Here is a 15,489-nt window from a genome sequence, read left to right on the forward strand (position 1 = left end):
CCTTGGGAAATACTTGGTTCGTCAGCGCTCGCTGGTGCGCGGGTCGAGGATGTCGCGCAGCGCGTCGCAGAGCAGGTTCATGGCGAGGATCGTCAGGGTCAGCACGGCACAGGGCCAGAGCAGCAGCAGCGGCGCCTGCTCCATGGTCGAGCGCGCCCCGCGGATCATCAGCCCCCAGGACGGTGCCGGCGGCACGACGCCCAGCCCCAGGAAGGACAGCCCGCTCTCGATCACCACGGCGGCGGCGACCGCCAGCGAGAACTGCACCAGCAGCGGCCCCGCGATATTGGGCAGCACGGTGCGGAACAGCAGATGCGACTGCGTGGCGCCGAGCGCCCGCGTCGCCTCGACATAGTCGCGTCCCTTCACCGCGATCACCTCGGCATAGGTCACCCGCGCAAAACCGGGCAAATAGAGCACCGAGAGCACGAGGATCAGCGTTCCGGCGCCAGGGCCGAGCAGCGTCACCACCAGCAGCGCCAGCAGCACCGGCGGGAAGCACATGATGATCTCGACGCTGCGCACCGTGAGAAAAGCGCCCCAGCTCCGCGCCCAGCCGCCGATCAGCCCGAGCGTGATGCCGACGAGTCCGGCAAACAGCGCCGAGACGAAGGCGACGGACAAGCTGGTGCGTGCGCCCCAGACCAGTCGCGAGAGCACGTCGCGGCCGAACTCGTCGCGCCCGAGCCAGGACCCCGCCATCGGCCCGGCCAGGCGCTGCGCCACGTCCTGCTTGACGGGATCGGGCAGCGGCAGAAGCGGTGCCGTCAGAGCCATCAGCAGGATCACGGCGACCACGCCGCCGGGCACCAGAAGCCGTGTGAACCTGCGCCGCCTCATGCGTGCTGCACCCGTGGGTCGATCGCCGCGTGCAGCAGTTCGACGAGGAGATTGATCAGCAGGAACAGCACCGAGATCGTCAGGATGATGCCGACCACCATCGGATAGTCGCGCCCCTCGACGGCGCGCAGCAGCGGCGTCGACAGGCCCGGCCAGTTGAAGACGTATTCGACCAGAACGGTCCCGCCGAGCAAGGTTCCCATCTGGAGACCCAGCACGGTGACGACCGGGTTCAGCGCATTGCGCAGCACATGCACGACGAGGACCCGTCGCGGCGAAAGCCCCTTGGCCTGCGCGGTCCTGACATAATCATGGGCGAGCGCGTCGAGCGTCGCGGCGCGCGTCATCCGGAACAGCACGGCCGCCAGCCCCTTGGCGATCGCCACCGCCGGCAGCGTCAGGAGCTTGAAGTGCTGGGCCGGGTCCTGCGTGAGCGGAACGAAGCCGCCCGCCGGCATCAATCGCAGCGTCTGTGCCAGCAGCAGCACCAGCAGGGTGCCGACGACGAAGACCGGCACCGCCAGCAACAGCGCGGTGATCCAGGAGGCGACGCGGTCGAAGGCGCCGCCCCGATGGACCGCGGCATAGACGCCCGATGGCACGCCGATCACGAGTGCGATCAGGGTTCCCGTCAGGATCAGCTCCAGCGTGCGCGGCAGCCTGAGCGCGATCTCCTGGATCACGGGATAATCGTCGATCAGTGACGTGCCGAGATCGCCGCGCGCCAGCCCCGCCAGGAAATGGCCGTACTGGACCAGGAGCGGCTGATCGAGCCCGAGCTTCTCGCGCAATTCCTGCACGGTCGCCGGATCAGGCATGGCGCCCGATGTCGACAGGAGCAGCTCGGCCGGGTCTCCGGGCACCATATGCAGCGCCAGGAACACGATCGTCGCCACGACCCAGGCCATCGCCAGGGTCAGAGCCAGCCGCCGTCCGAGCCAGGCCGCGCTCATCCGAAATAGGTCTCCTCGAGCTGATTGCCGGAGGATGTCGAGAGCGCGCCGGGCAGGTTGGTGAAGCCTTGGATGCCCTTGTCCATGCCATAGCCCTGCTGGCGCCAGGCGAGGCCGACGAGCGGCACCTCCTCGAGCGCGGCGCGCTGCATCTCCTTGTAGATCTCGACGCGCTTGTCCTGGTCGAACTCGGCCCGGCCCTTGGCGAGTGCGGCGATGGTGCGCGGCGCATCGACCTTGAAGGAGCGGCCATGCGTCGGCGAGAGCGAGGTGTCGAGCACCACGGTCAATCCGTCCGGGTCGTTGTTGTCCGAGGACACCCCGTGGATCGCCATGTCGTACTGGCCGCGCGAGCCGCGGCTCACCCGCGTCGACCAGTCCGGCAATTGCAGCTCCGCCTGGATGCCGATCGCCGCGAGATATTGCTGGACGATCTCGGCGGTGTCCTTGTGCATGCCGAACTGGGCAGTGGCGAGCAGCGTCGTCTGGAAGCCGTTGGCATGGCCGGCTTCCGCCAGCAGCGCCTTGGCCCGGGCCGGATCGTAGTTCCAGCCATGCGCCAGCTCCTTGTCGTACCAGGGCGTGCCCTCGACGATCGGCACGCCTTCGAGCGGCTTGCCGCGTCCGAAGAAGGCGACCTTGACGATGTCCTCGCGCTTCACCGCATGCGCAACGGCCCGGCGCACGCGCGGATCGTTGAACGGAGGTTTCGTGCCGTTGAAGAGCACGTCCATGAACGGCCCCTCCTGGTTGTCGAGCTTGAGGCGCGGGTCGGCTTCGACCGTCGCCATCGACTGCCAGGGCACGTATTCGATCATGTCGACATCGCCCGAGATCAGCGCGGCGTTGCGCAGGTTCTCGTCGGCATAGACGATGAACTTGATGCCCTTCGCCTTCGGGATGCCCGGCCTGTAGAACTTGTCGAAGGCCGCGAGCTCCACCGAGGTGCCGCGCTCCTGCCCGACGAGGCGGAAGGGACCTGCGCCGATCGGCTCGTTCGGGCTCGATTTCCGCCAGATGACGAAGGTGTTGTAGTTGGCGAACCAGCTCGGCAGCGTCGCCTGCGGCCCCTTGGTGACCAAGCGGACCGTCTGCGGATCGGGAATCTCGACCTTCTCGATCAGCTGGAATTGCGTGCGCATATAAGCGGTCGATTTTTCGCCGGCGATCTGCTCGATCGACCATTTCACGTCATCGGCGGTGACCGGCTCGCCATTGTGGAAGACGCAGCCCTTGCGCAGCTTGAAGACCCAGGCGCCCTCGGGATCGCGCGACCAGGACTCGGCGAGTTCGCCGCGCAGCTCACCCTTGGAATCGTAGGAGACGAGGCTGCGGTTGATCAGCATCTTGACGGTGCCGGCCGACGCCCCCGTCGAGACCCAGGGCTGGAGGTTCGGCGGAAAGGCCGACAGGCCGTAGCGGATGATGCCGGCGGCGCGCTGTGCGCTCGCGGGGCGGATCAGGAAAGGCGAGGCCAGCAGCGGGCCGGCAAGACCGGCACCAAGGACGGAACGGCGAGAGATGGTCATGGGCTGATCCTCTGCTGCTGGGTCCGGCTGTCCGCGGGCTTAAGCCCTGTCGGTTCCCGTCGATGGCGGGAAGGGCGGAGCCGGGCTGATGCGAGCAATAACCGCGCCAGCGATCCGACAAAGCCGCCTGCGCCGGGCCGATCGGCCCGGTCTGCAGCTTCCTGTCGCGAAGGTGGCGTGCACGGTCATGCGGTTCCCCGGCACGGCTTCGCTATAGACGAATAGGCGAGCCGCGCTCTTGATGCGTCATGTATACGTGGCGGATTTTTTGCTGTCTACTCTCGACAGCCCTAGAAAAGACCGAAGGGGGCGCGTTGTCGATGGCCATGATCGAACAGGACGAGATGGCTGCCTTGCGGGGCAAGCCGACCCGGGAACGGGTCTATCTCTATGTGCGCGAGCAGATCCTGCGCGGCCGCTTCCTCGGCGGCTGCTTCATCGAGGAGGAGGAAATCTCCTCGGCGCTCGGGGTGTCACGAACACCCGTCCGCGAGGCCTTCCATCGCCTGGAGGCGGAACGTTTCATCGATTTGCTACCGCGCCGCGGCGCCCTCGTCCGGCAGGTCACGGCGCAGGAGCTGCTCGACCTCTACGAGGCCCGGCGCATGATCGAAAGCCATGCGATCCGCCGCATCTGCCGTGAGGAATTGCCGCTTCCTGCCGACATGCACGCGATCCTCGCAGAGCTGGAGCACCTGCCGCAGGGCGACTATTTCAATCGGGTCGAGCTGAACCGCGAGTTTCACTTCGTCATGATCGCCGCGGTCGGCAATGTCGTCTTGTCGGACCTCTACCAATCGCTGGGCGCCCGCCAGCAGCGCGTCGCGATGACGGCGATCAGCACCGACCCGACCCGCGTCGCGCGGATCAGCAGGGAGCATCACGCCCTGATCGCCGCCCTCTCCGAATGGGATGAGGAGAAGGCGCTGGCGATCCTCGAGCAGCATCTGCGCCCGATCGTCGGCGTGATCTCGCGGCTGCCGGAGCAGGCAGCAGAAGCCTGACGCGCCAACAGGTCGGCAGGCCCGGATCGCGCCGCAGCGGTCCCCGCCCGGCCATGGAGCCGGGCGTCCTTGCATCACGGTGATCGACAAGCCGCTTCAGAACATGTGGAAGGGCGGCTTGGCATCATCGGGCAGGAGCGGCTTGTAGGGCGTTCGGGTCAGGCGCTCCGCAAAATCGGCCTTGGCCTGTTCCAGCAAGCCCGGCTCGACGAGCACGTCCGTGGCGACGCCCGCCATGATCTTGGCGACGTGAACCATGCCCTTGTGCGCCAGCGGCGACTGCCCATGCGCCGTCAATTGCCAGGAATGGCCGGGCGTGCCGATCGTATAGGTCGCGCCCCGTGCCTGGACCGTCGGAACGGCCCATGAGACGTCGCCGACATCGGTCGAGCCCATCATCCGCGGTCCCGGTGCTTCCTTGGGCGCGATCGCGTTGCAGAGCGGGAAATCCGTCGCCGGCAATCCCGAACGGCGGAAGGCGCTTTCGATATGCGCGGGCGTCACCGTCTTCTGCATGCGCCTGGCGAAGGCGACGTCCTCCGCATCGAAGGGCGGCGGGCCGAGCCGGTCGAAATTGCGCTGCATGGCGTCTTCCAGCGGCGTGTTCGCCAGCAGGCTGCTCATTGCGCTGACGACTTCGCTGGTGACGGTGGTCTCCGTCATCAACGCGGCGCCATCGGCGATCTTCCGGACGCGGGCGAGGAGCTCGTGGACCTGTGAGACCATCGTCGCGCGCACGACATAGCGCAGCCTGGCCTTGGCCTGCACGACGTTCGGCGCGATGCCGCCGGCGTCCAGATAGGCGTAATGGATACGCGCATCGCTCGGCATGTGCTCGCGCATGTAGTTGACGCCAACATTCATCAACTCGGCCGCATCGAGCGCCGACCGGCCGAGATGCGGCGCGGCGGCGGCATGCGAGGCGCGGCCGGTGAACTCGAAATCGATCGTCGTGTTGGCGAGCGAGATGGCCGCCGTCACCGCCGCGAAATCCGCCGGATGCCAGGAAATCGCGATGTCGACATCCTTGAAGGCGCCCTCCTTGACCATGAACGCCTTGCCGGCGCCGCCTTCCTCGGCCGGGCAGCCATAATAGCGGACGCGGCCCTTGAGCCCGCGTTCCGCGAGGAAATCCTTGACCGCGGCGGCAGCCAGCATGGCGCCGGCGCCGAGCAGGTTATGGCCGCAGCCATGGCCGGCCGGCTGGTTCGGAAGCGGCTGATGCTCGGACAGGCCCGGCGTCTGCGACAGCTCCGGCAGCGCATCGTATTCGCCGAGGATGGCGATCACCGGGCCGTCTTCCCCCGCCTCGCCCATGACCGCGGTCGGCAATCCGGCGATGCCCGTCTCCACGCGAAACCCCTCGCGCCGAAGCTGCTCGGCATGGGCCGCGGCCGACTTGACCTCGCGATAGTTGAGCTCGGGCATTTCGAAGACGCGATCGCTCAGTTCGATGTAATCAGCCTGCTTTGCATCGACGATCGTCCAAATCTTGTCGGTATTCTGCACTGCCTTCTCCCGCGATGCATGGCGCCCACATGGGCCACTGAAGGCCGCCATCATCGCAACGGTTCGGCGGTCAGCGGCCCCAACCAGGCGAGGCTACTACAGGGCCGGCGACAGAACGGCTGAATTTTACGCCAAAGAATCGGCGATTGTTGCGGGCAAGGGCGTGCCGTTCGCGAAGGAGGTGATGGGCTGGTGCGGTCTTCGAAGCAGCGGACGGCACGATACGGCCAGCATGATCTGCTGCATTTGCACATCGCGCGCAGGCAGCACGGGAACCGCCTCTAGAAGCTGGCGGGTATATGGGTGCGATGGCGAAGCGAATATGTCTCGGGCGGGCCCTCCTCGACGATGCTTCCGCGCTTTAGCACCACGACCCTGTCACCGATCGCCGGAACGACACCGAGATCATGGGTCGCGAACAGCACCGCCAAATTGCACTCTTTGACCAATCTCACCAAAGTTTCCAGAACGTTGGCCTGAACCGAAACATCCAGGGCCAAGGTCACCTCATCGCACAGAAGAACATCCGGCTCGACGATGATGGCGCGCGCGAGCGGCACGCCTACCCTCGCGTAAATTCTAGGGCGACTGGTGCCGCCTCGTCGTCATCGACGAAGCAGGCAAAATCGCCTGGTCGAACCCGATTTACCTTTAGACTTACTAGGCGATAGGGCGAGGCATCGCGGCGACCAGCTTGCGCGTATAAGCCTCGGCCGGGTGCGTGACGAGCGCTCCGGCCTCGCCCTGCTCGACGACCTTGCCGCGATGCATCACTGCGATCCGGTCGGAGACCCAGCGCACGATCTCGATGTCGTGGCCGATGAACAGCATGGCGAAGCCGCGTTTCTGCTGTAGCGCCTTGAGTGTGCGCAACACCTGCATCTGCACGGTCGCGTCGAGCGCGGAAACGATCTCGTCGCAGATCAAAAGGCTCGGCTCGGAAAGAAGCGCGCGGGCGATGCAGACACGCTGGCGCTGCCCGCCCGAAAGCTGGTGCGGATAGCGTCCGAGATAGTCGGGCGTCAGGTTCACATCGGCGAGTGCGCTGCCGAGCTTGGCACGATCGTCAGGGCCGCTGAGGCCGAGCAGTTCGAGCGGCTCGCGCATCGCCTTCTCGATGGTGAGCCGCGGGTTGAGCGCACCGTACGGATTCTGGAAGATGATCTGGCAGCGCTTGCGCATGGCAGGTGTCAGGCGGAAGTTCCGCGCCGCCAGCGATTCACCGAACAAGGCGATGTCGCCGCCACCGGGCCGGGCCAGCCCGATGATCAGCTTGGCCAGGGTTGACTTGCCTGAACCGGATTCTCCGAGAATGCCGAGCGTTTCGCCCGGCGCGATCGCGATCGAAATACCGTCCACCGCCCGGAACGGCTTCGAGAACAGGCGCTTGGCCGGATATTCGTATTGGAGGCCGCTGATCGCGAGCAGGGGTTCGGCGCTCGAACGCGGCGCGGTTGCAGGCAGTTCGGCGAGCATGGTGCGCGTGGAGACCAGCATCCGCGTATACGGGTCTTTCGGTGAGCGCAGCACCTCGGCCGTGGGACCCTGCTCGACGCAGCGCCCCTTGTGCATGACCACGATCTGGTCGGCGAGTTGGCTTGCCGCGGCGAGATCGTGGGTGATGAACAGCATCGCGTTGCCGAGCCGGTCCTGCAGGCGCCTGAGCAGGGCCAGGATCTCCGCCTGCACGGTGGCGTCGAGTGCGCTGGTCGGCTCGTCGGCGATCAGCAATTTCGGTTCGGCAGCAAGCGCCATCGCCGTCATGACGCGCTGCTGCTGACCGCCGGACAATTCATGCGGATAGCGGCTGGCGATCGTGGCCGGATCCGACATCTCGACGAGCTGAAGCAATTCGAGAATCCGCGCGCGGCGCTTGGTGCCGTCGCCGTGCCCGAGCCGACGCAGTGCCTCGTCGATTTGCGCGCCTGCCGTCATGAAGGGATTGAGGCAGCTCATCGGGTCCTGAAAGACGACCGAGATGTCGCGGCCGCGCAACGGCCGCATCGCGGTCTCGTCCGCCGGATCGAGCGGCTTGCCGTCGAAGACGATCGCAGAGCGCGATGCCATCGTGATCCCGGGCGGCAGCAGACCCATGATCGCTGAGGCCGTCATCGATTTTCCGGAGCCGGATTCGCCGATCAGCGCCACAGTCTCGCCCGGCGCCAGCGCAAAGGAGATCGAGTCGACCAGTTTTCGACCGTGGATGATGACGTCGAGGTCGTGGATTTCGAGCAGTTTGCCGATCATGCAAGCCTCGGATCGATCAGGCGATGGAGGATGTCGATCACAGTGTTGATCAGCACCAGAGCCACTGCGATGACGGTTACGGCAGCGAGGATGATCGGAGAGTCGCGGCCGTGAATGGCGTTCAGTGTCAGGCTGCCGATGCCGGGCAGCGCAAACAGCACCTCCATGGTCAGCGACCCCGCGACGAGCCCGCCAAGTGCGAGACCCGACAGCGCCAGCATGATCGGCGCAGCCGCCGGCAGGACATGGGCGATGGCGATGCGCCAGGGCGAGAGCCCCTTGGCGCGCGCCGTGCGGACATGGGGCAGCATGACCGCCTCCTTCAACTCCTCGCGCAGCGACTTGACGATCTGCCCGGCGTTGTCGAGCCCAATGATGATCACCGGCATCAGCAGGCCGCCGATCACCGGCAGCCAACCGAGCCAGATCGAAAAGATCAGGATCGCGGCGAAACCGGCGCAGAAGGTCGGCACCGCGATCGACCAGATGTTGATGCCGTCGATCAGTCCGTCGAGCCAGCGCGAGCGGAAAGCCGTGGCGGCGATGGCCAGCAGCAGCGCCAGCCCGACCCCGAAGGCAAAGCTGAGGAAGGCGAATCTCAGCGTCACCGGCAGCGCGTTCGCCAGCATGTCCGAAACAGGCTGATCGAAGCGCAGCGACCGACCAAAATCGCCCTGCAGCGCGTGCGAGACCCAGGTCACGAACTGTGACAGCAGCGGCTGGTCGAGGCCGAGCGCGCGGCGCATCTCGACCTGCTGGTCGGCGGTCAGCCCGCCCTCGAGGCCGAGCACGTCGACGACGTCGCCGGGCATCACGCGGCAGAGGAAGAAGGTCAGTGCGACGATGCAGGCGGCCTGGACGAGCCCGCGCAGCACGGCGAAGAGGACGGAAGCGAGACGATCCATGCTTGTGCCTCCTCAGCGCGGCATTGCGAGTTGCGGGTCGATCTCGGCCGGCTCGGCCGCCTCCCCGGCGTTCTCGCGGACCGGGTCGAGCCAGCGTCGCAGATCGTTGCCAAGCACCGAGAGGCTGAGCGTCAGAACCACCAGCGCCAGGACCGGTATGACGATGGCGTGCGGCGCGCGCTCGATGAAGCGGCTGGAATCGGCGATCATCCGCCCCCAGGTCGGAGCATCGGGCGAGGAGCCGACTCCGAGAAAGCTCAAGACCGATTCCGTCACGATGCAGCGCGGCAGGATGATCGCGGCCTGGGTGACCAGCGCTCCGACGATGTTGGGCAGGATGTGCCGCACCAGGACGTGGATGCGCCCGCCGCTGAAACTGGTGGCGGCATGCACGTAGTCACGCACCGCCTCGCGGTGGAACGCGGCGCGCGCGACATAGGCCACGAGCGGGGCGAACGAGATGCCGAGCGCCACGATCAGGGGGCCGGTGCCGCTGCCGAGGCCGACGATCAGCAGCAGCGCCAGTAAGGTGCCCGGCAGCGCGCGGATCAGGTCGATGCCGGCGTAGAGGATCGCTTCGCTCCAGCGTCCGAGCGCCAGTGCGAAGAGACCGAGACCGGCGCCGATCGCAAAGGCGATGGCCGTGCCGGCGATCGAAATACCGAAGGTGAAGCGCGCGCCATAGAGCAGGCGCGCCCAGATATCGCGGCCGAGATGGTCGGTCCCGAGCCAGTAATCCGCGCTCGGCCCCTTGTTGATCGCGAGCAGATCCTGGTCCAGCGGCGAATTGGCTGTCAGCCACGGCGCCACGAGGCCGGCCAGCGCGACGATGGCCACGGCAACAGTCGCAAGCAGCACGCCGACAGGCCAGCGCCGGCCAGCACTGCGCGGCGCGCTCATGGCGATGGGTGGAGCGGACATGGCGCGAATCCTTCCATCCGCGCTCAGCTGTCGATCGTCGTGTGGGCGACGCCGCCGCTCGCCCAGTGACACGCCCAGGTGAAGCCGGACTCGTAGCCTTTGACGCCCTTTTTAACCGCGATCAGGCTCGGCGAATGGCCGATGACATAGAAATAGGCCTTGTCGTCGATGTGCTTGGACGCGGTCAGATAGTTCGCCTTGCGCTTGGCCTGGTCCGGCTCCTGCACGCCGGCATTGATCATCCTGTCGAGCTCGGGATCCTGGATGCCACCCCACAGCGTCGGGTTGGGGCCGTCGCTCATCAGGCGGACATAACGCAGGAAGATGTCGGCGCGCGGCCCCGACGACATCACATTCATGTCCCAGTCGTATTGGCCAAGTCGCTTCTGCGCGCCGACATCATCGAGCGCGACATGGTTGACCTTGAAGCCGAGCTTCCGGACCATCTGCACCACGACCTGTGCATATGATTCCTGCCAGGACACGAACTCGATCGTATGGTCGGCCGGCTTCACGCCGGCATCGGCCAGCAGCTTTTTGGCCTTGTCGAGATCGGGCTTCCGAAACGGATCGGCATCGTGCCAGGCCTTGTCGAAATAGGCATTGCCCGGGGCCACGATCTGGTTGGTGACGATGCCCTGCTCGCCGCCCATGAAGTTCATGAAAGCTGGCTTGTCGACGGCGAGTGCCAGCGCCTGGCGCACGCGGATGTCGTCGAACGGCTTGCGCGGCTTGCGGTTGTTGAAGGCGATCGAAAACCAGCTGGTGTCCTTGAGACCGAGAATGTCGGCGGCGCCCACCTTCTTCAGCGTTTCGGCCGGCTCGCGGTCGAGCTGGATGATGTGCAGGTCGCCGGCCCTCAGCGCGAGACTCTTGTCGACACCGTCGCGCAGGTCGAACTCGACCCGCTCGACCTTCGGCAGGCCGCTCTTCCAGTAACCGGGGAAGGCAGGCGCGACGAGCTTCACCTTGGGTTGCCAGGTGCCGAACGTGAAGGGGCCGGTGCCGATCGGCGTCTTGATCGTCTCGTCCCAGCCTTCCGATTTCGGCGACAGGATCCACAATTCGGAGAGCAGGTTGAGGAAGGGCGAATAGGGCGCGTCGAGCGTGACCACGAGCGTGTTGTCGTCGGGTGTCTCGAGCTTGCTGACGAGCTTGATCGCAGTGACGAGCCAACCGCCCTTCACCTTGTTCTTCACCCGCTCGAGATTGGCCGCGACATCGGCGCTCTTCAGCGTATCGCCGTTGTGGAACTTGACGTTCTGGCGGAGCTTGAAGGTGTAGGTCTTGCCATCCGGCGAGACCTGAAAGCTCTCGGCCAGGAACGGCTCGACGGCGCCGTCCGACGCGATCGAGGTCAGCGTCTCGACATAGGCCTGCTGCACCGCGATCGAACCGGTGTGGCGGTGCGGATCGGCGGTGTCGAGGCCGAGCGTGGCGTATTTCAGCACGCCTTTGCGGGCGGCCTGGGCCCGCGGCAGGCCGGGAACGCCGAGGACGCCGGCCGTCATGGCGGCCGTACCCGCCAGCAGGGCGCGGCGGCTGATCGCGAGATCGGTTATGCGGTCTGTCATGCGAGCCTCCTTTGAGGGGTTCAGGCGAATTGCCGATTCTGCAGGGCCCGTCCGTCGAGCCCGTCTGCCGGCTGGTCGAGAAAGGTCAGAATGCTGGGCGCGATATCGATCGCCGAGGTCTCGGCCGAGATCTCGTGGCCCCTTGCGAAACCCGGGCCGTCGAGGATCAGAAAGGGCGATTGCTCGTAGCGGCCGAGACCGCCATGCTGGCCGCAGCCGAGCCGGTCGGCCTTGCCCCCGACGGGCTTGGCCGCAAGGCTGAGGCCGGGAACGCCGAACTCATTGACGCCTTCGTCATCGGCCTTCAGCGCCACAGCGAACGCCAGGCCACCGCCTTCGGGAATGCCGGCGGCGGCGAAGGCATCCGGTCCCATCACGCGTCCCGCCCAGCTTTGTTCGGAGAGGAAGCGGCCAAGCGCCGGGATGCGGTCGGCATTGCGGCGGTCGACATAGATCAAGGCGGCGGTACCGTTGGGAGCGACGACGACGTCGCCGGACTGGGCTGAATCCTTCAGCCCGGCGGCGACAAGTTCGCCGGCTATATCGACGATCCCCGTGACAGTCTGGTGACCATGGTCGGAGCCGATCAGCAGGAGGATGTCCTCGCCTGCAGCGCGCGCCGCATCGACCGCTTCGATCAAGAGCTTGGCATGGCCGTCGACGATCCTGAGGGCTTCCAGATGACGCGGCGAGCCGAGCGCGACCTCATGCTGGGTCGTGTCGGGGTGGCCGAGCCAGGCCAGCGCGAAGGCAGGCTTCCGCGTGTTCACGACCTCGGCGATGAAGCGGTCGAGCACCGCCCTATCTCCGGCGATGTCACCGGCGACGCTCAGCGCGCCGTTCCCTTCGATCGGTTTGCGGCCGGGGCCATAAGAGCCGGCGCGATGATAGACATGGCCGTGGCCGCGCGGGTCGTGCATGTAGGCGGCACCCGGCGAGACATTGTTGAAAATCACAGCGCCGCCGGTCTCGGCGAGCCGCTCAGTCAGGGTCGGCTGACGCAGGACATGCCCTGTCAGGCGCTCCTTGTGGCCAAGGAATTCGGGCTTGCCGACATCATAGAGCTCGAGATCGTCGCCGTTCAGCAACGCAACAGTATTGCCGGCCAGGCCATGTCCCGATGGCCGGTATCCGGTGGCAAAGGACGAGGAGACGACGCGCGTCACCGACGGGAATACCGAACGGTGGCTGTCGCACCAGGTGGCCCGCGCCTTCAGGGCGACGAGGTTCGGCGTATGCTCCGGCGTCACGAAATCGCGCCGCAGACCGTCGAGGATCAGCGCAACCGCGCGACGGCCGCTGTTGATCTGCGAACCGGCGGCCATCACCGAGCCTCCTGCGTGCCGTTGAGGACATAGTCGAAGATATCGTAATTGTAGAGCTGGCCGCTCCGTGCCTTCTGCCGGTACTCGGCGTTCAGCGGACTGGAGACCGCAAAGGGCACGTCGCGCTCGGCGAGGCTGCCATGCGAGCGCAATCTGGCGCCGGCGAGCTCTTCGAGCTTGTGGGCGCCCTTGCTGGTCCCGAGCGCGACGCCCTTGCTGGCCACCACCGTGACATCGCCCTCCCGCTCCATCGGCAGATCGAACATGCGGCAGGCGTCCTCGCGGATCAGGGCGTGCTGGATGCCCGGCAGCCCGGCGATGAAATCGCGGACTTCGGCATGGTCGGCTTCGCCGACGACATGGACGCGCACGAAGCCGCCAAGGGCCCCGTGGTGACGCACGAAAGGATCGGTGATCGGACAGATCACTTTGAGGCAGCCCGGGCCGAAGCGGGCATCGAGCACGTCGCCGAGATAGAGGATGTTCGGCGTTCCGTCGGCAAGCGACAGGTCGGTCATGCCATGGTCGGCCACGACGCCGACAACGGCGCCGAGATCGAGCAGGGCTCCGATGCGGTCGTCGACCGCCTTCATGAAGGCATCGGATTGCGGTGCGCCCGGCGCGTAAGCGTGCTGCACGAAATCCGACAGCGAGAGATAAAGCAGCTCGGCGCGCGCGGCCTTGAGCAGGCGCACGCCAGCGTCGAGCACAAACAGCGAAAGCTCCGGCGAGTATTGGTCGGGCACGGGCGCATCGCCTTGCGCCTCGGCGCTGTCGATACCGTGCTCCTCGATGGTGCAGCTCCTGGCCTTCTCGGCCGAGAAGGCGATGCCGCTCGCGCCGGGACCGGCCAAGCCCACTGCCAGCGCCTTGCGCAATTTGTCCTTTGCGGTCACCGCCGCCACCTTGACGCCGGCCTGGGACAGGCTGGCCAGCACCGTCGGGGCGCTCAGCGGCCCCGCGTCGGTCATCATCACTTCGGTTTTCGTAGCGCGGTCGTACCAGTAATTGCCCGAGATTCCGTGAACCCTCGGCGGCGCGCCGCAAATGATCGAGACATTGTTGGGGTTGGTGAAACTCGGCATCGCCGACAGGGCATTGGCGTAGAACCCGTCCGCCAGCATCCGTTTCAAACGCGGCGAGACACCGCGGATGACCGCATCCGCCACATAGGCCGGATCACAACCGTCATAACAGATCACGACGCTCGGGCGCGCAGGGCGAGCGTAAACATGCCCATTCACTTCGATAGACATTGTGCACCGCACCATTTTACTTTTGGACAACTCGGGCAGTTCTTGAGACTTCTTCACTTTACGGATTTACGAAAGCGAATTATGGTCATGCCGATGTGAGGTTTTCTCAAATTCACATCGATATGCACCTCCCGTCCTTGCGCGCGTTGTCCGTTCTGGAAGCCGTCGTTCGCACCGGCAACGTCGTGGCGGCCGCCGATGACCTTCGTGTGACACCAGGCGCGGTGAGCAAGCAGCTCGTTCAGCTGCAGCATGAGATCGAGGCGCCGCTGTTCGAAAGCGGCCACCGACTGAAGCCGACCCCCTTGGCAACCGAGCTGGCCCAGGCGGTCGGTACCGCATTGCGGCATATCGAGGAGGCGTGGATGTCGGCGACCCGGGTGTCGGATACGCGGGTCATCACCATCGCCGCCAACGCCACCCTGTCGATGCACTGGATCCTGCCCCGGCTCGTCGACGCGGAAGCGAAAATGGGCGGACGCCCGGTCCGGGTCAGCCAGATGCACACGACCGACGAATGGCGACGCCTGCCTTTCGACATCGCGATCGTGCGGCAGGCCGACGATACCGGCGGTTTGGAACGACGGCCGATCGGAATCGAGCGCCTGACGGTGCTGGCCACGCCGGAACGCGCGCAACGGCTCCGGCAAGAGGGCGTTGCGGCGATTGCCCAGGAGACTTTTTTGGTCGCCCGGACGCGGGCCGGCGAGCTTGAGGATTGGCTGGCTGCAGCCGGCATCGGCGCGCCGGTTGCGACGCGCTCGACACCGCATTTCTATATTGCCGTCGAGGCTGCCGTCGCGGATCAAGGGTGTGTGATCGGGCCGCCTGGCGTACTGGCCGACCTGATCCGGCAGAAGCGCCTGGAGCTGCCGTTCCCACATCTCAAATCAGACGGGTCTCTCCTCACGGCGGTGTTCGACCCCCAGGTTTGCCGGCGCAAAACTGCAGATCGCTTGCTGACTTTCCTGTTCGCCGATTTCGGCTAGAGCCGCGCGCAAGCACCTTGCAGCCGTTGCGGAGCGGCACTGAAGCCTGAGACGAGAGCGCTCCACGGGCCGTCCGCGTGAGCAACGCGTCCGGTCATGGCCACGGTATCGACGAATGATGGCATCCGCGTCGACGTCATCGCGCTGCGAGAAGATCGCGAGGACTGCTTACGCAGTCCAGGGCATCGACCACGTCTTGACGTTTGTGAAGGATTTCATGGCCTCGACGACGCCCTCCTTGTAGCCGAGGCCGGAATCCTTGATGCCGCCGAAGGGGGACATCTCGATCCGGTAGCCCGGGACTTCCCAGAGATTGACCGTGCCGACCTCGAGGTCAGCGACGAAACGCTGGATGTAATCGTAGCGGTTCGTGCAGATGCCGGAAGAGAGACCATAGGCGGTGGAGTTCGAGATCCGGATCACCTCGGCGATGTCGT

General features: G+C 65.9%; 15 protein-coding genes. 2 read left to right on the forward strand and 13 right to left on the reverse strand.

Annotation, left to right across the window (positions count from 1 at the left end; translation table 11 throughout):
• Positions 1-21: 21 nt before the first annotated feature.
• The 3 genes from ASE61_RS09745 to ASE61_RS09755 are packed head-to-tail and all read right to left on the reverse strand — an operon-like array spanning position 22 to position 3,322.
• Positions 22-840: an ABC transporter permease gene (locus tag ASE61_RS09745; RefSeq protein ID WP_061966703.1), complete on the reverse strand. Its 819-nt coding sequence runs from the start codon at positions 838-840 to the stop codon at positions 22-24.
• Positions 837-1,793, reverse strand: a complete 957-nt coding sequence (locus tag ASE61_RS09750) for an ABC transporter permease (protein ID WP_061966704.1) — start codon at positions 1,791-1,793, stop codon at positions 837-839. Before ASE61_RS09750 ends, ASE61_RS09745 begins: the two co-directional genes overlap by 4 nt.
• Positions 1,790-3,322 (reverse strand): ABC transporter substrate-binding protein, encoded by a 1,533-nt coding sequence (locus ASE61_RS09755; RefSeq protein ID WP_061966705.1) that lies wholly within the window; start codon positions 3,320-3,322, stop codon positions 1,790-1,792. The genes ASE61_RS09750 and ASE61_RS09755 overlap by 4 nt, the downstream gene beginning before the upstream one ends.
• A gap of 320 nt (positions 3,323-3,642) precedes the next feature.
• On the opposite strand from ASE61_RS09755, the gene ASE61_RS09760 reads away from it, so the two are divergent.
• Complete coding sequence (locus ASE61_RS09760; RefSeq protein WP_061966706.1) at positions 3,643-4,326, forward strand: GntR family transcriptional regulator; 684 nt, start codon at positions 3,643-3,645, stop codon at positions 4,324-4,326.
• 96 nt (positions 4,327-4,422) lie between these two features.
• Here the strand turns inward: ASE61_RS09760 and ASE61_RS09765 are convergent, their stop codons facing one another.
• The 9 genes from ASE61_RS09765 to phnA all read right to left on the reverse strand — a co-directional run bounded on the left by ASE61_RS09765 (position 4,423) and on the right by phnA (position 14,078).
• On the reverse strand, positions 4,423-5,835 hold the full coding sequence (locus tag ASE61_RS09765) for a M20 family metallopeptidase (RefSeq protein WP_061966707.1): 1,413 nt from the start codon (positions 5,833-5,835) through the stop codon (positions 4,423-4,425).
• A 126-nt stretch (positions 5,836-5,961) separates the two neighbouring features.
• The gene (locus ASE61_RS27555) at positions 5,962-6,159 is read right to left on the reverse strand and encodes a hypothetical protein (RefSeq protein ID WP_200959624.1); all 198 of its coding nucleotides are present in this window, start codon (positions 6,157-6,159) and stop codon (positions 5,962-5,964) included.
• Positions 6,117-6,395: a hypothetical protein gene (locus tag ASE61_RS26910; RefSeq protein WP_061966708.1), complete on the reverse strand. Its 279-nt coding sequence runs from the start codon at positions 6,393-6,395 to the stop codon at positions 6,117-6,119. The genes ASE61_RS27555 and ASE61_RS26910 overlap by 43 nt, the downstream gene beginning before the upstream one ends.
• Positions 6,396-6,495: 100 nt before the next feature.
• Positions 6,496-8,082 (reverse strand): dipeptide ABC transporter ATP-binding protein, encoded by a 1,587-nt coding sequence (locus ASE61_RS09775; RefSeq protein WP_061966709.1) that lies wholly within the window; start codon positions 8,080-8,082, stop codon positions 6,496-6,498.
• Positions 8,079-8,987: an ABC transporter permease gene (locus ASE61_RS09780; RefSeq protein WP_061966710.1), complete on the reverse strand. Its 909-nt coding sequence runs from the start codon at positions 8,985-8,987 to the stop codon at positions 8,079-8,081. The genes ASE61_RS09775 and ASE61_RS09780 overlap by 4 nt, the downstream gene beginning before the upstream one ends.
• Positions 8,988-8,999: 12 nt before the next feature.
• Positions 9,000-9,908, reverse strand: coding sequence for an ABC transporter permease (locus ASE61_RS09785; RefSeq protein ID WP_200959623.1), 909 nt, complete (start codon positions 9,906-9,908; stop codon positions 9,000-9,002).
• Positions 9,909-9,931: 23 nt separating this feature from the next.
• Complete coding sequence (locus tag ASE61_RS09790) at positions 9,932-11,482, reverse strand: ABC transporter substrate-binding protein (protein ID WP_061966712.1); 1,551 nt, start codon at positions 11,480-11,482, stop codon at positions 9,932-9,934.
• A gap of 20 nt (positions 11,483-11,502) precedes the next feature.
• Entirely contained in the window at positions 11,503-12,807 is a 1,305-nt protein-coding gene (locus tag ASE61_RS09795; protein WP_061966713.1) for an alkaline phosphatase family protein, read from the reverse strand.
• A complete protein-coding gene (gene phnA / locus ASE61_RS09800) occupies positions 12,807-14,078 on the reverse strand; it encodes a phosphonoacetate hydrolase (protein ID WP_061966714.1) in 1,272 nt (423 codons plus the stop codon). Before phnA ends, ASE61_RS09795 begins: the two co-directional genes overlap by 1 nt.
• A gap of 122 nt (positions 14,079-14,200) precedes the next feature.
• Between phnA and ASE61_RS09805 the strand changes: the two genes are divergently transcribed.
• Positions 14,201-15,052, forward strand: a complete 852-nt coding sequence (locus tag ASE61_RS09805; protein ID WP_162260088.1) for a LysR family transcriptional regulator — start codon at positions 14,201-14,203, stop codon at positions 15,050-15,052.
• 168 nt (positions 15,053-15,220) lie between these two features.
• Here the strand turns inward: ASE61_RS09805 and ASE61_RS09810 are convergent.
• On the reverse strand, positions 15,221-15,489 hold a 269-nt coding region (locus tag ASE61_RS09810), incomplete at its 5' end, for an aldehyde dehydrogenase family protein (protein ID WP_156407038.1).

It is taken from the genome of Allobosea sp. Root670, assembly GCF_001429415.1.
Lineage (GTDB): Bacteria > Pseudomonadota > Alphaproteobacteria > Rhizobiales > Beijerinckiaceae > Allobosea > Allobosea robiniae.